This is a genomic window from Thiomicrorhabdus marina, assembly GCF_017571465.1.
Taxonomy (GTDB): domain Bacteria; phylum Pseudomonadota; class Gammaproteobacteria; order Thiomicrospirales; family Thiomicrospiraceae; genus Thiomicrorhabdus; species Thiomicrorhabdus marina.
The window spans coordinates 1-25,811 of sequence record NZ_JAGETV010000031.1 but is presented as its reverse complement, the minus strand read 5'-3'; the positions used below and the strand labels follow the sequence as shown (position 1 = coordinate 25,811).

At 43.2% G+C, this 25,811-nt stretch carries 16 protein-coding genes and 4 tRNA genes; 13 read left to right on the top strand and 7 right to left on the bottom strand.

What is annotated here, in order from left to right; genetic code table 11:
- A partial coding sequence (locus J3998_RS11700) for a retention module-containing protein (protein WP_208150852.1) occupies positions 1 to 1,189 on the bottom strand: 1,189 nt, incomplete at its 3' end.
- A gap of 376 nt (positions 1,190 to 1,565) precedes the next feature.
- Here J3998_RS11700 and J3998_RS11695 point away from each other — a divergent pair.
- The 6 genes from J3998_RS11695 (at position 1,566) to J3998_RS11670 (ending at position 12,991) form a co-directional block, all read left to right on the top strand.
- Entirely contained in the window at positions 1,566 to 3,422 is a 1,857-nt protein-coding gene (locus J3998_RS11695) for a TolC family outer membrane protein (RefSeq protein ID WP_208150851.1), read from the top strand.
- Between the two features lie 192 nt (positions 3,423 to 3,614).
- A complete protein-coding gene (locus J3998_RS11690; protein WP_208150850.1) occupies positions 3,615 to 5,753 on the top strand; it encodes a type I secretion system permease/ATPase in 2,139 nt (712 codons plus the stop codon).
- Complete coding sequence (locus J3998_RS11685; protein WP_208150849.1) at positions 5,753 to 7,177, top strand: HlyD family type I secretion periplasmic adaptor subunit; 1,425 nt, start codon at positions 5,753 to 5,755, stop codon at positions 7,175 to 7,177. The genes J3998_RS11690 and J3998_RS11685 overlap by 1 nt, the downstream gene beginning before the upstream one ends.
- Position 7,178: 1 nt before the next feature.
- Positions 7,179 to 7,784: a response regulator transcription factor gene (locus J3998_RS11680; RefSeq protein WP_208150848.1), complete on the top strand. Its 606-nt coding sequence runs from the start codon at positions 7,179 to 7,181 to the stop codon at positions 7,782 to 7,784.
- Between the two features lie 133 nt (positions 7,785 to 7,917).
- Complete coding sequence (locus J3998_RS11675) at positions 7,918 to 10,890, top strand: EAL domain-containing protein (protein ID WP_208150847.1); 2,973 nt, start codon at positions 7,918 to 7,920, stop codon at positions 10,888 to 10,890.
- A gap of 283 nt (positions 10,891 to 11,173) precedes the next feature.
- On the top strand, positions 11,174 to 12,991 hold the full coding sequence (locus J3998_RS11670; protein ID WP_208150846.1) for an ABC transporter ATP-binding protein: 1,818 nt from the start codon (positions 11,174 to 11,176) through the stop codon (positions 12,989 to 12,991).
- Between the two features lie 82 nt (positions 12,992 to 13,073).
- Here J3998_RS11670 and folD read toward each other — a convergent pair whose 3' ends face one another.
- The gene (gene folD, locus J3998_RS11665) at positions 13,074 to 13,937 is read right to left on the bottom strand and encodes a bifunctional methylenetetrahydrofolate dehydrogenase/methenyltetrahydrofolate cyclohydrolase FolD (RefSeq protein WP_208150845.1); all 864 of its coding nucleotides are present in this window, start codon (positions 13,935 to 13,937) and stop codon (positions 13,074 to 13,076) included.
- Positions 13,938 to 14,362: 425 nt separating this feature from the next.
- Here folD and J3998_RS11660 point away from each other — a divergent pair, with 425 nt between their 5' ends.
- Positions 14,363 to 14,776: a PilZ domain-containing protein gene (locus J3998_RS11660; protein WP_208150844.1), complete on the top strand. Its 414-nt coding sequence runs from the start codon at positions 14,363 to 14,365 to the stop codon at positions 14,774 to 14,776.
- A gap of 74 nt (positions 14,777 to 14,850) precedes the next feature.
- Here the strand turns inward: J3998_RS11660 and J3998_RS11655 are convergent, their stop codons facing one another.
- Entirely contained in the window at positions 14,851 to 16,938 is a 2,088-nt protein-coding gene (locus J3998_RS11655; RefSeq protein ID WP_208150843.1) for a retention module-containing protein, read from the bottom strand.
- Positions 16,939 to 17,405: 467 nt separating this feature from the next.
- Between J3998_RS11655 and J3998_RS11650 the strand changes: the two genes are divergently transcribed.
- On the top strand, positions 17,406 to 18,491 hold the full coding sequence (locus J3998_RS11650; RefSeq protein WP_208150842.1) for an MBL fold metallo-hydrolase: 1,086 nt from the start codon (positions 17,406 to 17,408) through the stop codon (positions 18,489 to 18,491).
- Between the two features lie 41 nt (positions 18,492 to 18,532).
- On the opposite strand, the gene J3998_RS11645 is transcribed toward J3998_RS11650, so the two are convergent.
- From J3998_RS11645 to ectB, 3 genes are read right to left on the bottom strand one after another with little or no spacing between them, the layout of a single operon-like run.
- Complete coding sequence (locus J3998_RS11645; protein ID WP_208150841.1) at positions 18,533 to 19,921, bottom strand: NAD-dependent succinate-semialdehyde dehydrogenase; 1,389 nt, start codon at positions 19,919 to 19,921, stop codon at positions 18,533 to 18,535.
- Between the two features lie 8 nt (positions 19,922 to 19,929).
- The gene (doeA, locus tag J3998_RS11640; protein WP_208150840.1) at positions 19,930 to 21,201 is read right to left on the bottom strand and encodes an ectoine hydrolase; all 1,272 of its coding nucleotides are present in this window, start codon (positions 21,199 to 21,201) and stop codon (positions 19,930 to 19,932) included.
- 12 nt (positions 21,202 to 21,213) lie between these two features.
- The gene (gene ectB, locus J3998_RS11635; RefSeq protein ID WP_208150839.1) at positions 21,214 to 22,485 is read right to left on the bottom strand and encodes a diaminobutyrate--2-oxoglutarate transaminase; all 1,272 of its coding nucleotides are present in this window, start codon (positions 22,483 to 22,485) and stop codon (positions 21,214 to 21,216) included.
- Between the two features lie 303 nt (positions 22,486 to 22,788).
- Between ectB and J3998_RS11630 the strand changes: the two genes are divergently transcribed.
- From J3998_RS11630 to J3998_RS11610, 5 genes are all read left to right on the top strand, one after another.
- Positions 22,789 to 23,112: an Hpt domain-containing protein gene (locus tag J3998_RS11630; RefSeq protein WP_208150838.1), complete on the top strand. Its 324-nt coding sequence runs from the start codon at positions 22,789 to 22,791 to the stop codon at positions 23,110 to 23,112.
- A gap of 645 nt (positions 23,113 to 23,757) precedes the next feature.
- Positions 23,758 to 23,834 (top strand) — tRNA-Pro (locus J3998_RS11625).
- Between the two features lie 32 nt (positions 23,835 to 23,866).
- Positions 23,867 to 23,943, top strand: a tRNA-Arg gene (locus J3998_RS11620).
- A 29-nt stretch (positions 23,944 to 23,972) separates the two neighbouring features.
- Positions 23,973 to 24,048 (top strand) — tRNA-His (locus J3998_RS11615).
- A gap of 70 nt (positions 24,049 to 24,118) precedes the next feature.
- Positions 24,119 to 24,195: transfer RNA gene (locus tag J3998_RS11610), tRNA-Pro, on the top strand.
- Positions 24,196 to 24,272: 77 nt separating this feature from the next.
- Here J3998_RS11610 and J3998_RS11605 read toward each other — a convergent pair.
- Positions 24,273 to 25,700 carry a response regulator gene (locus tag J3998_RS11605; protein ID WP_208150837.1) on the bottom strand — a complete coding sequence of 476 codons (1,428 nt, stop codon included), beginning with the start codon at positions 25,698 to 25,700 and terminating at the stop codon, positions 24,273 to 24,275.
- Positions 25,701 to 25,811: the final 111 nt, after the last annotated feature.

The following is a 25,811-nucleotide window of genomic DNA, read 5'->3' as shown; positions in this document are numbered from 1 at the left end:
CACTGAAGTGACTTGAAACATCCAGACTGCTAATGGTGTCTGAGTCGTAGTTGACTTGGTCACTCAATGGGGTGCTTTCTGGGGTGTCGTTGACAGGAGTAACCGTAACATCAACTGTAGCTGTGTTGCCTTCTTCATTAGTATATGTAAATTGATCTGAGCCATTAAAGTCGGCATTCGGAGTATAAGTTACTGTACCATCTTGGTTAATGACCACGGTGCCGTTAGCGCCATCTGTAACACTGGCTACTGGCGAGACTGGACCGTCAATATCGCTGTCATTGGCAATTACATCAATAACTACAGGAGTATCTTCCTCGGTAGTTGCCGTATCAGGATTAATAATCGTGGCATCATCGATTGGCGCAACAGTAATGCCAACCGTTGCTTCAGAAGTGCCTCCGTTACCATCAGTAATTTGATAGTTAAATGAATCACTACCATTATAGTTTTCATTCGGTGTATAGGTATAAGTACCGTCACCGTTGTCAACCAAGTCTCCATTTTCAGGTTGCGTGACACTAATAACAGTTAGATTATCGCCCTCTGCATCAGTATCGTTACCAAGCAAATCATCTACAGTGAAAATTAGGGGAACATCTTCATCCGTCTCGAAAAGGTCATCATTAGCAATAGGAGGAGTATTCTCAGCAAGAGAATCACCTTCTTCCGTAATAAGAACATCTTGTGCCGTAAATGCTTCACCATCAAAGGTAATTGGGTCGGTAGTTTCTACAATACGGGCTACAACAGGAACACCGCCCTCTTCTTCATATTGAGCACCTTCAGTATCAGAAATACTCATAATCTCTAATGACATCGCACCACCGGCATCCGCAGCGCCACCACCAGCTGCTGTTGCTTGCAAGCTTTCTAATAGATCATCACCCTCTGGATTCTCAATAGCCGCCAAGACATCTTCCATTGTGTCGACTTGCAAAGCACTATCGTCTTCACTACTGGCAGTTTCTGCTACCATATTATTTGTGACGACAAGAGTTTGATTCGCGCCAAGAGTGACTTGCTGCGCCCCCTCTAAAAGAAGAGTTATTGAACCGTTAGATCCAGTTTGAATCGTATCTCCCCGCTCAAGCACATCAGCAATTTCGATAATTTTAGGGTTACCGTCTCTGTCATAGACTAAAACGGTATTTTGAACATTCAGAATGGTGGCGATTGGTGTTGACATGGTGACCCCCTACAACAAAACAAAGTAGTTCTTTTTACTTATATTAAAGCGCTAATCATTTTTTTTTAATACGGACTTTGGTAGCAAAACCCTTTGTTTTTTCCAGAACTAAAAGACATATCTTATAGGCCAAAATTATCAAAAGGTAAACAATAGATACCGTACTCACGTACGTAAAGTAACGAACTTTTACCACACATCAATTTAAACCAAAGATACGCAAACTCTTAGATAGACTAAGAATTCGTACTTAGGTATTATGTCTTTTAAATCAATCAAAAAAATAGCCGCCGGTTAGATACAAAATTTCTTCGTTAAACTTCGAATTTTTATCTTGCTCGACACACTAAATAGATTGCAACCGAGGTACCCCATAATGCGCCACTCCACTTGCACAACCCCATTTAAGTTTAAAAGAAGCATAAAATTTCTCGTTCTAGCCAGTGTATTATCGACTAGCCCAGTTTTTGCTGCACCGCCAGCCACAACCTCTGACGAATCACTTGATGCGACAATTAAATACGCAATCGAAAACAATCCAGAAGTTCAGGCAGCTTGGCATAACTTCCTATCATCACAACAGGACACCAATAGTGCCGATTCTGAATTAGGGCCAAGTGTTGACTTATTTGCCGATTACTCTATACAACATAAGAGTGATGGCTACGGTTACACTAATAATGACTACCATGGCGCTAGCGCAAGATTAACCGTCACTCAAATGTTGTATGACGGCCAGCGTACCGCTAAGAACATTGAAAGTTTCAAAAACTCTGAATTGGTAAGCTATTTCGAACTTCTTGATTCAGTCGAAAGCATCGCTTTGCAAACCTATACCGCCTACCAAGATGTGTTACGTTTCCGCAAATTAACCGCTATTGCGCAACAAAACTATAACAACCACCTAGACGTCTACGAAAAAATTGCCGCTGGTGTTGAGACAGGTGCAACTCGTCGAGCAGACCTTGAACAAATTAGTGGGCGTCTTGCACTGGCTGAATCAAACCTACTAACAGAAAAAGCTAACTTACATGATGTAAGCTCTCGCTTTTTACGCATTGTCGGAAAGATTCCTGCACAGAACTTGAATTCAAAAGACTTCGACGAGAACACTCTTCCTGCAAACTTCACCGGAGTTATGTCAAGTGCTTATAAACACAATGCGGCTTTCCACGCAGCGATTCGTAATATCGAAGCAAAACGAAGCGACGTTAACCGTGAACGAGCCGATTACAAACCGCGTTTAGATTTGCGCGGCGAATATGGCGGTCAAACCTACGATCTAAAAGGTGAGAATAATGGAATTCACGACGGCAAACTAGCACTAGAATTCCGCTATAACCTATATAACGGTCACCGCACTGATGCACAAGTTCAAAAAGCGATGGAAGAAGTAAGCCGAGCACAATACCTGAGAGAAAAAGTGTGTGTCGACATGCGTCAGGAAATGCAAATCGCTTACAACGACGTACGCAAGTTAAACGATCAATTGCCAATCCTACAACAACATTTGGATGCATCGGATAAAGTTCGTGTCGCTTTCAAAGATCAATTCTCAATCGGACAAAGAACTCTGTTGGATTTATTAGATACCGAAATCGAATATTTCCAAGCAAGCCGCTCACAGGCTAACGCCCTTTACGACCGTAATATCTCTATCGCCAAAACTTTGGCTGAAATGGGTCAATTATTAAACACTCTATCCATTACTCGTAATGGCTTACCAAGCCTTGCCGACCTTGGTTCAGAACCACTTCCTGTCGACCCAGAAACGACTTGTCCAATTGTTGAAGTACCAGATTTCTCAGCCGAACTCGCACGACCTCAGCCCGTCAGCCTACCTCCTAAATTCGAAGTACCTGAACCCGATGACACTGAAGGTAACACCTATCGATTAATGGTCAATTTTAAGTTCAATTCATCAATTATCGATCATAAATACGAAAACGACATTAAGGCATTGGCCGAATTCCTTCGCGATAATCCGGAAACAAAAGCAGAAATCCAAGGACATGCTTCATTAGAAGGTCCCGAAACTTATAATCAATGGCTATCTGAACGCCGTGCAAAAGCAGTTGCTGATGAATTGATTACCCAATTCAATATTGACAAATCTCGTGTCAGTAGCCTTGGATTTGGTGAGACTCGACCATTGATGAATGCAATCAATTCTGAAGCGAATCGCTTAAACCGACGCGTGGAGTCCAAAATAACTTTGATTCTACAAGACTAAAGTTGTTTTTAATCAAGCAAACCAGCCACTAGAGCAAATGTTTTAGTGGCTTTTGTTTTGATGTTAAAAAATTTTACATAAAATCTATTAAATGCATATTATAGATTTGAACGACGGTTTACGCTTTACAAAACACCTTAAACCCTCGCCACTCTTTGCACCCTAACCCATTACCGAATTGCTCCGTACTTTATGACCAATAGCCCAACCCAACATGACCCATTAAGCAGTTGCCTTTTGCACCTTTGTCAAATTCACGAACGCAGTATTTCTCGTGAGTCTTTGCTTAACGGTCTGCCGCTCGAGAACGGAACTTTAATACCTTCTGTCTTTGAACGCGCCGCTAAGCGTGCAGGGCTAAGCAGTAAAGTACAAAATCGCCAACTGCAGCAAATTAATCCGCATCTATTACCTTGCGTACTCTTACTCAAAAATCAAAAAACGGGCGAAAATGACGCTTGCCTGCTGTATGCAATTAATGACACACATGCAGTTGTCGGCTTTTCCGATATTCCGGAAAGCTCGCAGTCAATCGACTTAGACGATTTGGCAAAGCAGTATCAAGGGCAAGTAATCTATGTTCGCCCAGAATTTCTCTACCAAAACCCATCGCTCAAAATAGAAAAACCTTCTTTACACTGGTTCTGGGGAGTCATTCAAGAAAACCGCGGCCTTTATAAAGACATTTTAATTGCCTCCATTTTGATTAACTTGTTTGCGGTTGCCATGCCAATGTTTGTGATGAACGTATATGACCGAGTCGTACCAAATCACACCACCGACACACTGTGGATTTTAGCCGCCGGTATATTTTTGGTCATTACCACAGAAATAATTCTTAAACTCATGCGCAGTTGGTTTGTCGATTTAGCTGCAAACCGCGCCGATGTAAAACTCTCATCCACGATTATGGAAAGGGTTTTGAACATGCGTTTAGTTAATCGTCCGCATTCATCCGGTTCATTTATTTCCAACGTCCAATCCTTTGAATCGATTCGTAGCTTTATCGGCTCTTTAACCGTCACTGCATTAGTTGATTTGCCCTTCGTCCTTTTATTTACAGCGATTATTACCTTAATCAACCCAATATTAGTGATACCGATTGTCTTAGCAATTCTTATCGTCCTAGCCTATGCACTAAGCGCTCAGCAAAAAATGCATGAACTCTCCATCGATTCAATGGAAGCGAGTGCTAAACGCAATGACACTTTATATGAAGCGGTTGCCAATATTGAAACCCTAAAAGGGTTTAACGCCGAAAGTCGTGCACAATCACGCTGGGAAAAATCGACACTTTTCATAACCCGTAACGCGGCAAAAATGCGTTTCCTATCCGCCTCTATCTCCAATGGAGCAACATGGATTCAGCACATGGCAGCTGTCAGTGTCATTATTTTAGGTGTCTACCTAATTATTGAAGGCGAAATTTCACAGGGTGCACTCATTGCTGCCTACCTACTCACTTCAAGAGCAATGGGGCCAGTAAGTCAAACCGCCGGCCTTTTAGCACAATATCATTACGCAGCAACCTCTTACCAGGCATTAGAAGAAATAATGCAACGCGATGTTGAACGACCGCAAGGTAAGTCTTGGGTTCACCAAGGTCAAATTCGCGGCGATATTGAATTCCGCAATGTCGAATTCAGCTATCCGAATGACGAACGCTCCGCACTCAGCAATGTCAGTTTTAAAATCAAACAAGGTGAAAGAGTAGCGATTCTGGGACGTAATGGCTCAGGGAAGACCACCGTCGAAAAGTTATTATTAGGGCTATTTGAACCTAAAAACGGTAGCATATTGGTGGACGGAATTGACTTACGCCAAATTGACCCGGCAGAACTGCGCCGTAATATTGGTTACATCCCTCAAGACATTGTTTTATTCAATGGAACTCTAAAAGAAAACTTGATGTTCGGCGCTCCTTTGGCAAGCGATGAACAAATTGTCAGTGCCAGTAATATTTCGGGTCTTGCTCCAATTATTAACGCCCACCCAGAAGGTTTTAATATGCAAGTCGGCGAACGCGGCCAAGCTCTTTCTGGCGGACAAAAACAGTCAGTCGCTTTAGCCCGTTCCATTATTAACGACCCTCCAGTATTGCTTTTTGACGAACCAACCGGCTCACTTGACTTCTCAGCAGAAGCTGCGTTCAGCAAAAACCTGAAAAGAATTGTTGAAGGAAAAACACTCATCACCATTACCCACCGTACCAGTTTACTGAACTTAGTTGAGCGCATTATCGTACTCGATAAAGGTCGTGTCATTGCTGACGGTCCAAAAGACCAAGTAATGGAAGCTCTTCGCCAAGGCCAAGTCGGGAGAGCGCAATAATGACCCAAGAACAAAACAGACCGACTGTAGAACAAGAAGCCTTTAACCAAGTAGGAAAAGTCAGTCAAAATGTCGGCCGAAAAGGGAAGCCATTGATGGATCTGGCAATTCCCAAAACGAACCATATTAATTCGCATGACTGGGTCACCGATGCCGAATGGGCTAGAATCCAGCAAAAGCCGCTGCGTGCTAAACGCATGCTGTATATGATATTTATCACGATTATTTTATTAATTATCTGGGCAGCCAATGCCAACCTAGATGAAATCACTCGCGGATTCGGGAAAGTCATACCCTCGCAAAAACTACAAGTCGTGCAATCTCTTGATGGCGGGGTAATCCAAGAAATTCTAGTTGCCGAAGGACAAACTGTTGAAAAAGGCGATGTCCTGTTAAGAATTGATGCAACTCGATCGCAATCCAGCTTTTATGAAAACGAAGCACAAAGCCTAGCCCTTCGTTCGGAGATCATTCGTCTGAAAGCCTTGACCGACGACACAAGATTAGTCTTTCCAGAGAATTTAATTGAAGATGCTCCAGATATTGTTGAACGTGAAAAACGTCTCTACACATCTAACCTGTCCGAATTGAAACAACAAAAAAACATTCTCGAATCGCAACTATTCCAACGCCGTCAAGCATTGCGCGAGGCACAAGCAGCACAGGCACAGCATATTCAAAGCATCTCATTACTTTCCAAAGAGCTGGATGCAACTCGCCCCCTATTAAGATCTGGAGCCGTTTCGCAAGTTGAAATTCTTCGACTTGAACGCGAATTAAACAGTCTAAAAGGCGATTTAGCGCAAACCAAAGCCTTGATTTCACGAAACCAAGGGGCAATCAATGAAGCACAAAATAAAATAGACGAACTAAAAGCCAGCAGCCAAAAACGCTGGCGTGAAGAATTAACTGAAGCCTCAACTAAACTATCCACCCTACAACAAGCTGCAAAAGGGTTAAAAGACGTGGTCGCACAAACTGAAATCCGTGCGCCTATCAAAGGGAAGGTACAGCGCCTGTTAGCGACAACCGTCGGAGGTGTTTTAGCACCAGGTCAACCGGCTCTCGAAATTGTGCCAACCGACGATACTTTGATCGTCGAGGCGAAAATCTCCCCAAAAGATATCGCCTTTATTCGTGTCGGACAAGAAGCGACCGTTAAATTCAGCGCCTACGATTTTGCCATTTATGGCGGCATGTCGGCGACTGTCAGTCAGATCAGCGCCGATACCATTACTGATGAAAAAGACGAAACCTACTACCTAGTTAAATTGAAAAATGACAGCGCCCATCTGTCGGAAGAACTAGAGATTATTCCGGGCATGACCGTTCAAGCCGATATTATTACCGGTAAAAAAACCGTTCTGGAATATCTATTCAAACCGATACTGCGAGCCTCATCTGAAGCGATGACTGAGAGATAAAATGCAATTAATTACCGAAAAAGCCTTCACAACGACATTATGGGAAAGCACCTTTCCGAAGATTACAGTGCATTTGGTTGAGAATTTACCTACTTCAACTCAACACCCTATCTTAGATTCAACATCCGGAGAAGTCATTTGGGTGCTATGCGGAGTGGAACATTGGCAAAATTTAATCCAACAAGCGATTCATTCTGGAGCAAAGGTTATTGCCCTAACTCGATTTGCGCAAATTGATGAATTTAAAGAAGCTTTTGCATACGGCGCATCTGGCTACCTTGACGCGCTTTCTACATCGGAAACTTTACAGTTAGCATTAAAGACTGTTCAAGGCGGCGGCGTCTGGCTGCCGAGCCCTATCGTTAACCAATTAATTACAACCAGTGCAAATCTGATTCCGCAGCATCAAGAACCTGATCTCAGCGAACTAACCCCAAAAGAAAAGGAAGTCGCCAAGACAGTCGCGACAGGTGAATCTAACCGTGAAATCGCCCTAAAGCTTAATATTAGCGAACGTACGGTAAAGTCGCATCTGACACAAATTTACAACAAACTTAATTTACGCGATCGGATGCACCTAATGCTCTATATCAAAGGAAAGTCATAACCCAACCGGCACTTTCATTCATTACTGGTGCAAATTAATATTGTTTTCTTAATCCATTGCCTTATAAAAATTAAGTATAAATAGGTACTCATGATATATACTAAGAAAACTCTTAGTTTTTACAAGGTTATCTATGTTGAGCTTAACTGGCGTGCCGGATGCACCGACAATGAATATGAATGTCTGGGAGCGGTTACTGAACCTAATGCCAACTCCTGTTGCGCTTTTAAAGCGCGGCGGCGAAGTCACAGACCAGTTAGATGACCAATTAGTCTTTGTTAATCAGGCTTATCTCGATAGCATTGGCTACACACTGCAAGAAACCCCCAATATTAATGAGTGGTTCAGAAAGGCCTGTCCAGATGACGCTTATCGTAAATTCATTCTATCCGCTTGGTCCAACCAACTTAAAAACACCCAACAACAAATTATTACTCTAAACGTACCATGCCAGATGAATTGTAAGGATGGAAAACAGCGCTGGTTTCATCTTGCAGCTCATGACCAGTATCCAATTTCCCAAGACTTCCGCTTAATCGTCTTGCTAGAAACTGCCGCACCGGAACAAACCATTCAAGACTTGCAAAACGCTACCCAAGCCTTGACTTCAAGCAACCTAGAGCTACAAAAACAAAAAGAACTGCTTAAACAGACTCAAGAACTTGCCAAGGTTGGGAGCTGGGAGCTGGATTTACGTTCTGGAAAAATGCTGTGGTCTGATGAAATCTTCCGAATTCACGGTGCTGAACCGGGTGATTTTGAACCTACTCTTGCTTATTTTTTAAATAAATCTGTTGCCGGTGAGGATTTATCGCTAAAACAGACCCTTGAAAAGGCGATTCGAAGCGGAGAACGGCAACATCTTAACCATCGCGTTATTCGCGAGGATGGAAAAGAAGCAATGGTCGAACTGGTTGGCTATATCGAATACGATGACAACCAACGTCCTTTAAAAGCAATTGGCTCATCGACCGACATCACTCACCTAGTCAACCTACAAAATCAAAGTTCCGAACTGGCACAAATCATGGAACTGGCCCATCAAGAAATCTTTATTTTCAGCTCTGATCAAGATAAATGCCTATATGCAAATGCTAGCGCCTTAGAGAATCTTGGGTATACCGAATCAGAAATGCAAGATTTGAAACTGGCTCGAATTAGCGAAGAACTTGAATTTTCCGAGCTACAAACACTACGTAAAAAAAGTTCTAGCCACTTCCTGAAGCAAGCCGTATTAAACCAAGTTCGCAAGGATGGCTCAACGTATCCCGTCAAATCGACCATTCAAAAAGTGCGCTTCCAAGGTCAGGATGCCATTGCCCTATTTAATAATGACGTTAGCCAGCTGAAAAATATCGAGCATGCCTTACGTCGCCAAAACCAGTTGTTTGACAATATTCTGCAAAATGTACCGGTGCGAATTTTCTGGCTCGATGTTAATGGTAACTATATCGGCGCCAATCAGAATTTTTTGGACGATTTAAAGCTTAGTGATGTCAGCGACCTGCAAGGTAAAACTGATTTGGACCTGCCTTGGCCATCTGGACAAGGACACAATTACTTTAGGCAGGATATGCAAGTCCTGAAAGAAGGCCACAGCTTACTACAGATGGAAGATGCTTTTATCGACGACGACGGGAATATTCAAATCTGGTTAATTTCAAAATTACCACTGCGAGATAACCAAAACAAAATTATCGGCATGCTTGGTACTTATCAAGATATCAGCACCAACCGTCAACTGGAAATTCAGCTGAAAGAGCAGGCACAAACACTACAACATCAAGCCTATCATGATGCCCTGACTCAGCTACCAAACCGGGTGTTCTTAAACCAAAAAATAGAACAAGCAATCATGCTTGCCGAAAGAAACCAAAGCCAGTTTGCACTGCTATTTATCGACTTAGATCACTTTAAACAAATTAACGATTCTCTCGGGCATGATATTGGTGATCAAGTCTTGCAGTCAATGGCAAAACGCCTCAATGCCAACCTGCGTAGTGCTGACACTTTGGCTCGTCTAGGCGGCGATGAATTTACCGTTATTCAAACCCCGATGCGACATGAAAGAGACGCTATTGCTCTAGCACAAAAATTAATCAAAGCCACTGCCGAACCAATTCTAATTGGTGAGCATACGTTCTATCTTTCAAACAGTATTGGTATCAGTATCTATCCGAGGGATGCCAGCAGTGCCGAATCCTTACTACGCGCGGCAGATGCAGCTATGTACCGCGCCAAAGATTTAGGCCGCAACAATTATCAGTTTTATACCAGTGAATTGACTGAGCAGGCATTTGCACATCTTTCGATGCAAACGCAAATCCGTCAGGGTATCGACCGCAATGAATTTATTCCCTACTTTCAACCTCAAATTGACAGCCGTAACGGACAAATTATCGGCATGGAAGTGTTAGCGCGCTGGCAGGATCACGCCGGCAAAATCATTTCACCGGCAGAATTTATTCATATCGCCGAGAAAACCGGCCTAATAATCCAACTTGACCGTCAAGTAATGCGCAAAGCCATCCAAAGCTTTCTAGGCTGGCATCTTGACAGTTTAGTCAGTGGCAAATTATCACTTAACCTAGCCGTTAAACAACTAGAACAGGACGATTTTTTCGACTTTGTTAATGAGCTATTGCAGGATCTCGGCTGTAACCCGAACTGGCTCGAATTTGAGATTACTGAAAGCGATATCATGAGCAACTTAGAAGAGATGAGTCGTAAAATGGGCCAACTACGTTTGTTGGGAATCAAAATATCTATCGACGATTTCGGAACGGGGTATTCATCACTGTCTTACCTGAAAAAATTTCCTGTGAGCAAGCTGAAAATCGATCAATCTTTTATCCGGGACTTACCCAAAGACGAAGATGACGCCATCATTACTAAAACGATTATTTCCATGGCCGACAATCTCGGTTTGGAAGTAATTGCCGAAGGTGTAGAGACCATAGAGCAACAACATTTCTTACAAGAAAACGGTTGTCATCAAATTCAAGGTTACCTATATAGCAAGCCGTTAGACAGCCAAGCAATGCAAACTTATTTGCTTAACTTTCAAAAAACAGATCACCTAACACCTGAGCCTAAACAAGCCTAAACAAAATAAAATCCCCCAATGGGTTTTCCACAGAATCTGTGGATAACTCATTCATAATGTCCAAGCAAAAAGCGCTAAGTTATTATCAGCACATCAAGTTTTCCTACTATGCTTAAATTTTAAGCAGTTTGTATAAAATTTCGGCAAATTCCCGCTATAAAGCTTTTCATCCCTAAGTGAAAGCGTTAAGCTGAAAAGCTGTGCGTCGCACAATCACTGGTAATTTACTTGTGCTGTCTAAAACCCCCTTATTCAATTCTAAACACCGCTGAAAGGAAGCTGAATGCGCATCTATGCACAGGCAGAAAAATCCGCCAAAGTAGACTTAGCAAACCGTACTTATAGTTGGCAACGAATCTATGATTTAGTGCTTCGACATAAACCCGCATTGGTCAAGGCTCATATAATCGCCTTATTTGCCATGCTGGTTACTGTGCCGCTACCGTTATTACTTCCCATTTTGGTCGATGAAGTCCTACTCGACAAACCAGGCTATATCGTCAATACCTTAAATACTTGGGTCAGCCCTGAATGGCATGGCCCAATTTACTACATTGTCGCGATTACCATCATCACCATCCTATTACGCTTGCTCGGTCTAGCTTTTGGCGTTTGGCAAATGATGCAATTTACCGTTATTTCCAAGGAAGTAACTTTTCAGATACGACGCGATTTGCTTGCACGCGTGCAAAAAGTCTCCATGTCGCAATATGAGAGTATGGGCAGTGGCTCTGTGTCGGCGACCATGGTCAATGACGTCAATACCATCGACAGCTTTCTTGGCACCACCGTGGGTAAAATCATCATCGCCGCATTTACGCTGATTGGTACCACCGCAGTTCTCCTTTGGCTACATTGGCAACTTGCTCTATTTATTCTTTTGATGAATCCTGTGGTGATTTATCTGACCATGCGCTTGGGTCAGAAAGTCAAACACCTGAAACGTGACGAAAATACCGCATTGGATATTTTCCAACAGGCACTCACCGAAACACTGGATGCTTTACAGCAAATACGAGCCTCCAACCAAGATCGTTCTTTCTTCGAACGAATTCGCGGCCAAGCGCAAGACATCCGTAAACATTCCGAAGCTTATACATGGAAAAGCGATGCTGCCAGCCGTTTTTCGTTTATGGTATTTTTGATTGGCTTTGATATTTTTCGTGGCGTCAGTATGTTAATGGTGGTTTTCTCTGACCTTTCGATCGGACAGATGATGGCCGTGTTCGGTTATCTTTGGTTTATGATGGGGCCGGTGCAGGAAATTCTTGCCATTCAATACAGCTACAGTGCTGCTAGCGGGGCCTTAGGACGCATCAATGATGTGCTCGATTTAGATCAGGAACCGCACTTTCCTAGTAAGCAAAACCCTTTTGATACTCAACAAGCCGTTGGCTTAAAAGTTGAAAAACTGAGTTTCCATTACCCTGGCAAAAATGAACCCGTATTGGATAATCTGAGCTTCCGCATTCAACCTGGAGAAAAACTCGCTTTGGTCGGCGCCAGCGGCGGTGGTAAGACAACTCTAGTCCAACTGCTTCTCGGTTTTTACCAACCGGATAGCGGCCAAGTCCGCTATGGAGACATCCCGCTGCAAGAAATCGGGCAAGACTTAGTGCGAAACCATGTTGCCACAGTTCTACAACACCCTGCACTGTTTAACCAAAGTATTCGCTTTAACTTGACCTTAGGGCAAGATTTAAGCGATGCCAAACTTTGGCAGGCTTTAGAACAGGCTCAATTGGCAGATAAAATTCGCGAGCTTGATCAAGGACTAGAAACCATCGTTGGCCGTAACGGCATTAAACTTTCCGGCGGACAGAGGCAACGTCTAGCTATTGCACGCATGATACTACAAGACCCGAAGGTAGTGATTATGGACGAAGCAACCTCTGCTTTGGATATGCAAACCGAACGCCAACTTTATCAAGATTTAGCGCCTTTCCTAAAGGGACGTACAACCTTAATTGTTGCGCATCGTTTAAGCTCGATTCGCCAAGCCGACCGCATTATGGTGTTTGAAGACGGGCAAATTATTGAAAGCGGTAGCCATGATGAATTAATGCAGAATCAAGGCACTTATCACACACTTTATCGCTGACAGTCAACTAACAGTAACCAATAAAAAACCCCGGCATGGACTGTGCAATGCCGGGGTTTTCGTTTCTCAAACTGACAAAAGCTTATTTTGCTTTGCAATCCAGTTGATAAGCAACTTTCATGGTATTTTCCAGCAGTGTTGCAATCGTCATTGGGCCGACACCACCCGGAACCGGAGTAATCCAGCTGGCATGCTCCTTAGCCACATCAAATTCGACATCACCGACTAAACGACCGTCATCCATACGGTTAATACCTACGTCGATAACAATTGCGCCCGGCTTGATCCAATCTCCCTTGACCATTTCAGGAATCCCAACACCAACAACAACTAAATCGGCTTGCCCAACTTTCTCAGCAAGGTTCTTGGTTGCACTATGACAAACAGTAACCGTGGCACGCTCATTTAACAGTTCAAGAAGTTGCGGCACACCGACAATATTCGAAGCGCCGACCACAACCGCATCCAAGCCACGCAAGTTAATGCCAGTTTTCGCTAGCATGGTCATAACACCGTGCGGTGTACATGGAGCCATAATTGGCATACGTGTTGCCAAACGACCGACATTATAAGGATGGAAACCATCAACATCTTTACATGGATGAATACGCTCGATAATTTCTTCTGGATCAATATGATCAGGAACCGGCAGTTGAACAATAATACCGTGCACCGCTTCATCAGCATTCAACTTATCAATCAAAGCCAACACTTCTTCCTGTGTGGTATCCGCAGGAAGTACTTCTGACACATCATTGAAGCCGGCTTTTTCGCAAGCAATTTTTTTATTGCGAACATACACGGCAGAAGCAGGATCATCGCCAACCATAATAACCGCTAAACCCGGACGCGGATTACCCGCCTCGACTTGACGTTCCACTTCTGAGCGAATTGATTCACGAAGCTCTAGAGCAATGGCTTTACCATCCAAAATTTGTGCCGACATGGACGCACTTCTCCTAAGAAAAAATTGAAAAATAAATGTAGCGAATATGATAACGCAAAGGGTTAGCAGCTGCGTAAATTCTTAAAATCATCAACTGCTTCCAAATTAGGTCAGAGGTCTTCTGACATTCCACCTTTATTAAATTGATCCAAGTCAACTTTTATACCAAACGAAAATTGAGGGATTTGGCTACTCAGAGACATGGCTGTTACTACTTTTTACTGAGAGCATTCACAGCTAAGCCCACAAAATCATCAATTAACGAATACTATTATCCAGTAGAGTAAATTTCCGTAACCCTTTGTTTTAGATAGATTTTATCAATCTACAAGAAATTAAAAATGTTGCAGCAATGTGGCAATGAACTACAATTAACCTATAAAAACTTGGGAAATAGTCGCCCATCACTTAGGGATTGTAAAACCATGGAAAACTCGATAATAAATAATCAAGATCGTCGAACTTCTGAACGTCATCCGATTCGCCTTCCATGCCAAATTATTTGTAATGGTGTGCAGGTAAAAGCAACACTGGTTGATATAAGTGAAGAAGGTCTCGGCTTTGTTACCGCTTTACCTTTTCTATACGAAGGTCGTAAAGTTGAATTGATATTCAATAATGGTCGAGTTGGAGATAATGATGAACCGCTTCGCTTGCAAATTGAAATAAAGAACCAAGCATCAGACTCTTTTGCCGAACGTTTTGGGGCACGACTTAAAGAAATTCCGCAAGGATATATGAATTATTTTAAACGCCTGTTCAACGCTGAATGCAAATCCACATTTCGAAGAGCGTTTAATCATCATGCTCTAGCTGCACTCGTTCCAGTGAAATCCTGATATTTATATTTCACCCTAATAAACAAAACGAACTCAAAAAAGCTTGAGTTCGTTTTGACCTTTGAAATTTCTTCCTACAATAATTCAGAAAGTGACTCTTGAGCACTTAAGGTAATTCCATCAAGACTAAGAACACCTAATAGATTGTCTAACGATAACCCTGCATTTAGATTAACCTTATCTAAGGATAGCAAGTCTACAATCGTGGTGGTGGTTTCGTTTAATAGAGTATCTAATTGGCTAATATTGGTTCCCAATAAACCATCAAGTGAATCCGTCAAATCCGCCAAGAGTTGATCGGCCGAACCGCCTTGCAAGTCAGTACCGGTTCCAAGTATATCCTGCAAGGTTTTCTGCAAACCATCTGTGCCATTCAGTAACTGTTCCACATCCGTTGTCAGCCAGTTTACCGAATCATCCAAATGGCTTAAATTCAAACTCTCACCCGTAAGCTGATCAAGCGTTCCAGTTACTGCGGCCAATAATTCATCGACTGAACCTGCGGTTGCTAATTCAGGATTTCCCCCCAGTAAACTAGTCAGAAAATCGTTAAAACTCTGCTCGTTAGTCAGAAGTTCTTGTAAATCGGTTGTAACCAGATTTAGGCCATCATCTAAAGGCTGGGTTTGCGTCCCTAAAATCCCGTCCACAAGATTCGTCACGCCACCTAACAGTTGGTCAACCGTTCCTTGGGTTGCAGGGTCAGCATTTGGGTCTCCGCCTAACAAACTTTGTAACAGGCCATCCGAATTCGTTAAGGAAGTTCCCGGAACATTCAGCAAAGCAGCAACAATGTCTTCAATAAGATTATCACTCGCCAAACCAATTGTGGAATCCCCCAAGAAGCTTTCACCAAGCGGGTCAGTCAATCCACTTACAATTGTGCCAATATCATTCACCAAGCCATTCACCAAACTTCCGATTGGATCCAGTGGATCGGTGACTATATCAAGAGTATCAACCGTGCCTAAAATCGTTTGTAGCAAACTATCATCAACTCCACCGAGCAACTGATCGAGCAAATTCATTACGGGTTGCAAGGCGTTTAAAACCGGAATATCCAAAAGATCGGAAAGCCCTGAATTGGTTTGATTCTGCAGTAAACTAATATCTAAAGCTTGTGGACTCGATACCCGAGTCTCTTCGCCTTCGAGATCAATAACATACAAGCTATAACCTGCCCCCACTCTTAGGCTTGAATTCAGCAGAGTTCCTAAAGTACTCGTATCGACAATATCAACACCGGCGAGAGCAATATTAGCAATTTCATCACTTAACGCCGTACCGTTGGCTGAACGAATGGTTAATACTTGGCCATTATCGCTGAGCTGATAATCAAGTCCCGGCAGAGTATGCGTAACAGAAAACTCCTGATGGCCGAGTAAATGACTCAGGCCCAGTAAATCCTGAGTAACCCCGTTATCGATACTTAATGTCACTGCATCAATATTATCTTCTTTGTCATGCACTAAAAATAATTGGTTCGGCTGATAATTTAATAAATCCAAAACACCAAGCTCAATGGCTGAATTGTAGACACCGCCAATCAAATTTTTACCATCAAACAGTGCCTTATCCGCTCCAATCAATCCTAGCAGGGTACTCCCTCCTTCGACAATCAAAGCTTGAGGTGCGGTGTTCACAACCGGTAAGACAGGAACTTCAGGAATACTTTCTGGCGCAGAAAAAATATCGGCAACTAAACCTACCTCTTGCTGATCAGCCAAGCCTCCTGTGGCAAATCCCGAATTAACATCTCCTTGTAGGCCGAGTCTTGCAATGACCACGCCTCCTTCATTCGCACTCCCTTCATTTTCGCCAGCCGCAGTCGCTTCAAGTTCATTTAAATCGAGATTATCCAAACTTTCGTTAGAGGCAACCAGAAGCTGATCTAGCGTCGTCATATCAACAATGGGTTCTTCATATTCACTATAACGAGACGGCACAACATCATCCGTTAAGGAGATTTCCGTCATTCGCCCTAAACTGAGCTTTTCACCATCAATGAATTCGACTAACACCGTAGCCCCATCCATGGTTTTAATGACTTCACCACGAAAAACCGGACTACCGACAGCTAAGGTTCGGCTAGCCCCAGTCACGCTATCTTGAGCGATAACTAGGCCAATTACCGATTGAACCACTCCTATTTGCTCTGACATATCAAAAAACTCCACTTTCTGCTTTTCTTACAGCATTCGTCTTCTGTCTAGGCTTTACCACGCAGAAACGACTACCTGTTAAATTTTATGTAAAATTATCACATTTAATAAATTTAGTAAATAGAAAAATACAGTCTTCACTCGATAAAAAATAAGATATTGCAATAAATATGCAATGTCGGCTTCGCGGTTGTTTCTTAAAAAATGGCACGTATTATTTAAGCTTTGCTGAAGATTGATTAAGTTAGGGAAACGCAGAGCAAACCCGAGTGGTTTCAGGCAAAGTAAAATTTTGGCTTAGCAAGGCAGCTGTCTCGACTTCCCCTTCGGGCGTCGAGTTCTTCATTTGAGCGATGCTTTCTCAGCTCTTCAAACACCTCACTGAAGTCAACAGGGAGCTCTTCTGCATTTCCCTAAATAACACGTCATCTGCACAGTTGCTATAAACAGAAAAAGAGGAAAACAATATGCCTAGACTCAGCTACTTTATTAATTCTAAGCAGCCTGCCGTTAACCTAAAAACGGCGACTCTCCTATTCGCTTCTCTAGTCATATCTCCTGCTGTCCAAAGTTCCCAAGACCCCTATTCAGAAGGCATGAAGGCTTATCAATCGGAAGTCGAAAATCTGGAAAAACGCTTGGGGTATATCGGCCCTCGCCTGCCAATTCCGAAGTTGCAGGAAATCGCTCCTGACACCTTCATGGCAGTAGGAAGTCAAATTTGGGGAACACGAAATAACTTCGGCTTTAATAACAATATGACTGCAGTGATTTTTGATAACGGTGTTTTTATCTATAACGCTGGACCGAACGAGCCCGTTGCCTATGCGTTCCACATGCAATTAAAAGAAATCACTGACAAACCCGTGAAATGGGTGGCAATTGAAAACAATCAAGGGCACGCCAATATGGGTGCCAGTTACTGGCATGATATCGGCGTTAAAAACATTTATTCGCAAAAACAGGCTACCGAAGAGTTCAACAAAAAGTTCGAGCAACACAAAGCTCGCTATATGGCTGCTTCAGGCAATGTCATTAACCAACATTCACATAATGTCACTTCTGCCTACACCACTTTTGAAGATGCCATGAGCATTGATGTTGGTAACGGCGAAACTGTTGAACTAATCAACTATGGCGGCGGACATACGCCAACGATGAGCGGCGCAATTGTTCCATCGCGCAAACTCATATTTACAGGCGATTTAGGTTTTAATCAACGTGTTCCTGGACTATTTAAAGGCGGTTCTTACCAAGACTGGATTGCCTCATTCAATAAAATGGAACAGACCGCAGCAACGCATTTTCCTTTAGAACAGGCAGTGGTTATTCCCGGGCACGGGACAGCAGATAGCATGCAAACCATTCGCCAACAGACGGTTGGCTACTTTGAAGAAGTGTCTGGCAAAATCAAACAGATAATTGCCCAAGGCGGAGGACTAGAGCAAGCATTGAAGGTAGATCAGAGTGCACATAAAGACCGTCCGGTTTTCGGTCAACTCGCTGAACCAAATGCCGAATTTATCTATAAAGAATTAGTAGCACAAAAATAGTGAAAAACCACCCTATATCATGGCGGTTTTTTTCTAAAATGTTAATTACAGACTTTTGGCCCAACCCAAATTTGTTGAATATTAACGAATTCCATAATACCGTGCGGCCCAAGTTCGCGGCCGTAACCGGAACGCTTAATTCCACCACTCGGCAAACGCGGGTCGGTTTTAACAATACCGTTAATAGTGACCTGACCGGCTTCGATTAACGGCGCCATTTTTAATGCTTTTTCAGTATCTTCAGTCCAAATAGAAGCCGCCAAACCATAAGGGGTATCGTTGGCGATTTTCAATGCGTCAGCCTCTGAAGAAGCCCGCATCACAACAGCAATTGGCCCAAAAGTTTCTTCACAAGATGCCTGCATTTCCGGCGTGACATCTACTAACAAAGTGACCGGATAGAAAAAGCCCGATCCCTTCGGCATTTCCCCCCCTAACAGACATTTTCCACCTTGTTCCATGGTCATCTGTACTTGGCGATGCAAACCTTCGCGCAGATCCGCACGGGCAATCGGTCCGACCTGCGTTGCGGAATCAGACGGGTCGCCCATTTTTAAACCAGCTAGACGAACTTTTAGCTTTTCGACAAACTCTTCATACACCTCGTCCATAACGATTAAACGCTTGGCAGCAATACAAGATTGTCCGGCATTAATAATTCGAGAAATCGCTAGCGCTTCAACCGCCGCATCAATATCCGCATCTGCTAGAACCAAACTCGGGTCAGAACCGCCAAGCTCCAAAACCGCCGGTTTTATTTGCGATGCCGCCAAAGAGGCGACTTGACTACCGGCACGACTTGAACCAGTCAGCGACACCGCTTGCACGGCAGGATGCTTAATCACCGATTCCACCTGTTCACGGTGAATCGGTAAATTCTGCATCACACCTTGAGGCAACCCTTGCGCCCCACATTCTAAAGTAAACAGCTCGGCAATCGCTTCGGCACAAGCCGGCACATGCTCATCGTGTTTCATTAAACAAGTATTACCTGCCATAATCGCCGGCGCACAAAAGCGAAATGCTAACCAAAATGGCGCATTCCAAGGTAGCACACCTAAAATCGTCCCTAACGGCAGATGTTGCACATAACTGTGCGTGGCATCCGACGGCAGATCAATCGCGGAAAGATAGTTTTCACCGTTTTCTGCATAGTGCTCAGCACACCAAGCAGCTTTCTCCACCTCACCATAGGACTCATTAATCGGTTTCCCCATCTCGACGGTCATAAACTTTGCCAAACGCTCTTTGTCGGCACGCATACGTGCAGCAACACCTTTCAACAGTTTAGCTCGCATCGCAAAGCTACTAAGTTTCCACGCTTTAAATGCGGTGACAGAACGTTCTATCGCTGCCGACAACTGCGAATCACTCAGAGCCGGATAGCGATGAATTTCCTCTCCCGTAGCGGGATTCGTTGCAATTAACATAGCATCTCCTATTTGGCTTTTTTAACGGATTTTTCGACTTTTTTATCCTCAGTAATCGGCGATTTAGGTGCAGTAATGGAGGTAACCGACTTATCGCCAACGGCTTTGGAAGCATCCGGCTTAACCACAAAATCCCGCTCAAAGTCTTGGAAGAATGAACCGCAACCATCCTCGGTGATATAGAAGGTATCAGAAATCCCGCAGGTCTTATCTCCATCCACTCCCCATAACCACGGGATAATATGGAACGTCATGCCCGGTTTGAGAATGTCGGACTGACCTTGGTTCAAACTTAAAATATAACCTTCATCCCACGACGGAGGAAAGGCGATACCGATTGAATAACCAGAACGGGTAATCAAACGGGCGCCAACTTTATTTTCATGCAAAATACTACGTACCATACGGTCAACATCAGACACCGTCACTCCCGGACGTAACTCACTTTGCAACCAGTTAAGCGCCTTTTTCATCACTTCTTGCGCTTCATACATACTGTCTGAAATCTCACCGCAAATCGCGGTACGCATCATCGCAGTGTGATATTTTCGGTAACTGCCGGCCACTTCAATAAACACATGTTCGCCTGGCTGTACGGTACGCCCTTCCCAAGAAGCATGACCAATCATCGTTCTTGGGCCGGAAGTGACATACGGCATTACCGATGGAATCTCCCCGCCGGCTGCAAACATGGCGCGACTGATTTCACCACCAATTTCGTTTTCGGTGACACCAGCCTGAACCGCATCCAAACCGGCTTGCATACCGGCCTTGGTAGCAAACGCGGCTTTCTTCATTACATCCAGCTCATATTGCGATTTACAGATACGGCTCTGCTCAACAATCCCGAAACAATCCATTAAACGGCTGCGCACAAAGGAGGTACGGAATACATCTTGATGGTAGGCATTAAAATAATAAGAATTACGTTCATAACCGATGGTTTTCCCAGCCAAACCAAACTCAACCAAAGAACTAATCAACATCTGAATTGCATCACCCGTATCTGGGAACGGGCGGGTAATTTCGACCCAAGTACGGTGAATCACATTCGACTCTTCCAACTTTCGGGTCACCATAAACGGTTCGCCTTCTAACGGCACCACCAGAGCTTGGAAAAACGAGTAGCCGGTGGTCTGATAATCGGTCAAATACAGAATATTTTCCGCATCAGAAATAATCACCGCATCCAATAAACGTTCCGCCATGCGTGCCCGTAACTCATTAATACGGCGTTGGTATTCCGCAAACGGGAATGTCATGTCATCTCTTTCTCTCATAATCCAGTCCTCCTAGGCAACTTTCTTGGCAGCAAGCTTAATTTGACGATCAACCGCTTCTTTAAAGAGAGTCAAACCTTTCTGCAGATCTTCATCAGGAATAGTTAAAGGCGGAATCAACTTCATTACTTCGCCGCCAATACCACATGGACCAAACAACATGCCGTTCTCAAAACAGTCCTTGGCAATCGCTTTGGAGAGAACGCCATCTTTAATATCCAAGGCTTGCATCATGCCTTTCCCGCGCACTTCAAAACTCTTGTCGGGATAGCTGTCGGCAATCACTTGCAAAGCTTGGCGCATCACCTCCCCTTTTTTTCGAGTTGTTTGCATCAGAGTGTCATCATCGAAATAGCGCAAAGCTTCACGCCCAGCAATAAAGGAAAGATTCTGACCACGGAAAGTACCGGTGTGCTCCCCCGGTTGCCAATGTTTATCATGCTCAGGTTTGACAAGATTCATCGCCATTGGCGTGCCCATACCGCCAATCCCTTTGGCAAGGGTGACAATATCCGGCTTAATGCCCATCTCTTCAAAACTGAAATAGTTACCGGTACGACCGCAGCCTGCCTGAATATCATCAACAATCAATAAAGCGCCCAAATCATGAGCCAAAGACTGCAAAACTTGCATCCACTCGGTGCTGGCGACATTCACCCCACCCTCGGCCTGTACAACTTCGACCACAAAGGCCGCCGGTGCAGAGATACCACTGGAACTGTTTTCAAAAAGTGAGCGCAAGGTTTGCAGACTTTCTAGACCACCGCCTTGGTGATTCTCAAAAGGCCAACGCATAACATTCTGGAGCGAGACGCCCGCAGCGTCACGGAAATAACGGTTGGCGGTACAGGCCAGTGCGCCTAAAGTCATACCGTGAAATCCTTGGGTAAAGGAGACCACCAATTCTCGACCGGTAACTTTACGGGCCAGTTTTAACGCGGCTTCCATCGCATTGGTTCCCGTGGGCCCCATAAACTGGAGTTTGTAATCCATTTTCTTAGGTTTAAGAATGGTTTCGACAAAGGCTTGGATAAAATCGCGTTTTGGGGGGGTCATCATATCAAGCGAATGAATAACGCCACCATTTTGTAAGTAGTCGACCATTGCTTGTGTCATTTTAGGGTTATTGTGTCCAAAATTAAGCACACCTGCACCAGCATAGAAATCAATATAGGTTTTGCCTTCCTCATCGGTTTGACGAGCATTATCACCCTTTACAAAAACTGCTGGATACATGCGACTATAGGCACGAATATCGGATTCATAGGTTTCGAACCAGTCCATAAGCATTCTCCTGTTCCGTGAAAAAATAGAGCACAAAATAGTGCAATCAAAAATAATTAAGCAGGATAGATGCCGGATTTTTTAGAAAAGCTTTATCACCACAAAAAGAGCTTTGTGAAACTTCTACATCAACAGCTTAAGGAAGGTTTGAAAAATGGAATCGAATTTTTGCGAAGACAAAAACAATTGCACAAGATACAAATACAAAGCACACTGTAAATATCCCCTTACTATTTCATACAGAATAGGGTAACTTTACATATCGACTGATTCATAAACCTTTGATACGGAGCCCCACATTGAATGATTACTCATAATCGAACCAAAGAACTGATTGAAATACTTGGCGTCGAGGATTTTTCGCAGCTTTTTGAAATTTTCATGCAAACGTGGCAAACCGAGGCTGAAAAGCTTTATAGGAACTCCGAGCGCCGTAAAGCCCTACATAAGTTAAAAGGTAGTTGCTATGCGGTAGGCCTTGATCTGATCGGAAAGCATATTGAAACAGTAGAGGAGATGCTGGAGCACGGTGCCGAATCAACGGCTAGAGAACATTTCCCTTTAATTATTAAAGAAATCGAGACAAGCCAAGAAAGCGTCAAAATGCTAATCGTTCAACTCAGCTAATGGGTTCTATAATTGAGTGCCCAATAGGCATTAAAGGAAAGATAAAAAAGACTCAGTGCCATTCGAAGAAGAAAATGACACCAAGAACGGAGGATTCTTGAATGATACCTTTGGGCAAAACCTCAAACAGTATATTCGCTGGAAGATGCTATTTGATAGAGTCAAACAATATCTCGAACCATGTAAATTAGAATTTACTTCTAAACATTACACACGTCAACTGAATTTACCCTAATAAATTTTATGTCAATCGTGAAAGCCTTATACACAAACGCACTTCTATCTTACAAAGAAGACTTAGGGAAGCGCAGAATAAGTCCCCATTGACTTCAGCGAGGCGTTTGAAGCAGTCAATTCTAGGCAGGTTTTGCAAGCATAACCATAGCTATGGTTAAGAAGCCTAACAACGAAGTGACGCTTCCTTAGAACACATTTTTCATATAACTTTTTATTTACTTTCGACAAAGTAAAGCTTGGATTCAAGCTACCAATAGTAACTTTCAAGAAAATCAAAGACATGTCTATTAGCGCCACTTTACCTAACGAAAAGCCCTATCTAAGGGGCTTATAAAAAAAATTACTATTTTCTAATTTCTGTATTGACACCTTGCGGGCTCGTCTATAAAATACGCCCCATCTTGAAGACGGAGTATAGCGCAGCCTGGTAGCGCACCTGTTTTGGGTACAGGTGGTCGGGGGTTCAAATCCCTCTACTCCGACCATTTAAGATTCAAGATACGTGGTTCGATATTATGCGCCCATAGCACAACTGGATAGTGCATCGCCCTTCTAAGGCGAGGGTTTCAGGTTCGAATCCTGATGGGCGTGCCATTAAATGGTGGGTCAATCAAATTACTACGGCGGTTGTAGCTCAGTTGGTAGAGCCCAGGATTGTGATTCCTGTTGTCGCGGGTTCGATCCCCGTCAATCGCCCCACATTCAGAAAGCTTGATTCCTTTCAGGCTTTCAACAAAAGCTAAGTTATCAAGCACTTAGCTTTCTGTTTCGGAGTATAGCGCAGCCTGGTAGCGCACCTGTTTTGGGTACAGGTGGTCGGGGGTTCAAATCCCTCTACTCCGACCATTTATTCCTTTTAGCATCCTTAATAGAATAACTTTCTCCTCCATGCTCTTAGCCTAAAAACAGCTATTTACCATTAATTACTCGTCTCTTTTACCCTTCTTTAAAGAATCTTTAATCATTTGCAATGCTTTCTCATAATCAAACATATCAAGGTAATTTTGCAATGTACGTTCCTTTTCATGCCCAAAATTAATCCCAAACTTTTCAAGAAAATCAGCTTTGAACTCTGAATCAATAAACCGACTTTGCTCTAGCTGAGACATCAGTTCTTTCGCCAAGCTGAAAATTCGCTTATCTGGTATTTGCTCAATACTGTCAACTTTCTTCTCACTTAACAGCAAATTGGCTTTTAAAATACTATTTGAATAATAATGTAATTGATTAATGATCAAATCAACCTGTTGCTGGTTGGAGGAATTGAGTTGGTATTGATTTATATCCTGTTCTAATTTTTCAATTTGCTCAGCCAAAGACTGCATTAGTAAGTTTGCACTCGCGCCCTTTAAAGCATGCAATGCGGTTAATACCGCATCAATATCGTCTTTATTTTGTTTAATTTGATTAACTAAACGTTCGCTCGATTCTGCAAATAACACCAAAATCTGTAGTACTTTTTCTGCTTTAGTATATTGCTCAACGAGTCCTTGAATATCCACCCATTCAGTTGCATCAGGAAGTAAAGTCGTGAGCTGATCAATCTCGCCAGTAATATCCGTCTTGTCATGTTCCGATATACGTCTATCGGTATTTAGTCGCACTTTATCTAAAGGCAAAAATTGTATAAGCGAACTCTCTAGAGCTTGAGGATCAATCGGTTTTGAAAGGTGTGCATTCATTCCCACATCCATTGTTGTCTGCTTATCTTTAAGCATCACCGCCGCGCTTAGCGCAATAATAGGCGTTTCACTATTCAGCTCGCGTATCGCCTTAGCGGCTTCATACCCATTCATAACAGGCATTTGTATATCCATCAGAACCAGATCAAAATCGGCCTCTTGAAAGCGCTCTAAACACTCTTGCCCATTTTCGGCGAGCACAACTTCAGCACCATATTCTTCCAAATATTCCCTAATCACTAATTGGTTAACCGGATTGTCTTCAGCAACCAGAATCCTAGCATTAACTTTAATCTCGCCAGTACTGTAATTTAATTTAGGAAGCTCCTGATAATCAGAGCCATAATCATCCTGCACAATCACATCATAGAGAACGGAGGCGGTAACTGGTTTCCTGAGCGACTTGGTAAAAGAGATGCCGCGTTTTCTTGCTTGCTCAAGCACAAGCCCTTCTTGCTCGGCAACGATTAGCAAAATACTCGACTTAGGCTTACCGTAAGCATTGGTAAAACTTTCAAGTAAATCCAATCCATCATTAATCGGCAAGGTCCAATCAATCAACCAGTAGTCATAAATTTTATCGCGCAAAGCTTCTTGGGCACTCTCTTGAGTATTACAAAGCACGTGCTCTAATTCCCAAGAAGATAGAATTTTTCCAATTTGCTGCAATTGAATAGTATTATCATGGTAATCATCCCATTTTTAAACTCTGTTAAAAGTAGAAGTTAAGCAGCCATCAAAGGTGGTTTACCTCCGTTGGCTTTATGTGGTCGTTCGTGA

Excerpts from the sequence above, each read along its gene's own strand:
- J3998_RS11695 (WP_208150851.1), top strand. The coding sequence starts at position 1,566 with ATGCGCCACTCCACTTGCACAACCCCATTTAAGTTTAAAAGAAGCATA.
- J3998_RS11690 (WP_208150850.1), top strand. The coding sequence starts at position 3,615 with ATGACCAATAGCCCAACCCAACATGACCCATTAAGCAGTTGCCTTTTG.
- J3998_RS11685 (WP_208150849.1), top strand. The coding sequence starts at position 5,753 with ATGACCCAAGAACAAAACAGACCGACTGTAGAACAAGAAGCCTTTAAC.
- J3998_RS11680 (WP_208150848.1), top strand. The coding sequence starts at position 7,179 with ATGCAATTAATTACCGAAAAAGCCTTCACAACGACATTATGGGAAAGC.
- J3998_RS11675 (WP_208150847.1), top strand. The coding sequence starts at position 7,918 with ATGTTGAGCTTAACTGGCGTGCCGGATGCACCGACAATGAATATGAAT.
- J3998_RS11670 (WP_208150846.1), top strand. The coding sequence starts at position 11,174 with ATGCGCATCTATGCACAGGCAGAAAAATCCGCCAAAGTAGACTTAGCA.
- folD (WP_208150845.1), bottom strand. The coding sequence starts at position 13,937 with ATGTCGGCACAAATTTTGGATGGTAAAGCCATTGCTCTAGAGCTTCGT.
- J3998_RS11660 (WP_208150844.1), top strand. The coding sequence starts at position 14,363 with ATGGAAAACTCGATAATAAATAATCAAGATCGTCGAACTTCTGAACGT.
- J3998_RS11655 (WP_208150843.1), bottom strand. The coding sequence starts at position 16,938 with ATGTCAGAGCAAATAGGAGTGGTTCAATCGGTAATTGGCCTAGTTATC.
- J3998_RS11650 (WP_208150842.1), top strand. The coding sequence starts at position 17,406 with ATGCCTAGACTCAGCTACTTTATTAATTCTAAGCAGCCTGCCGTTAAC.
- J3998_RS11645 (WP_208150841.1), bottom strand. The coding sequence starts at position 19,921 with ATGTTAATTGCAACGAATCCCGCTACGGGAGAGGAAATTCATCGCTAT.
- doeA (WP_208150840.1), bottom strand. The coding sequence starts at position 21,201 with ATGAGAGAAAGAGATGACATGACATTCCCGTTTGCGGAATACCAACGC.
- ectB (WP_208150839.1), bottom strand. The coding sequence starts at position 22,485 with ATGGACTGGTTCGAAACCTATGAATCCGATATTCGTGCCTATAGTCGC.
- J3998_RS11630 (WP_208150838.1), top strand. The coding sequence starts at position 22,789 with ATGATTACTCATAATCGAACCAAAGAACTGATTGAAATACTTGGCGTC.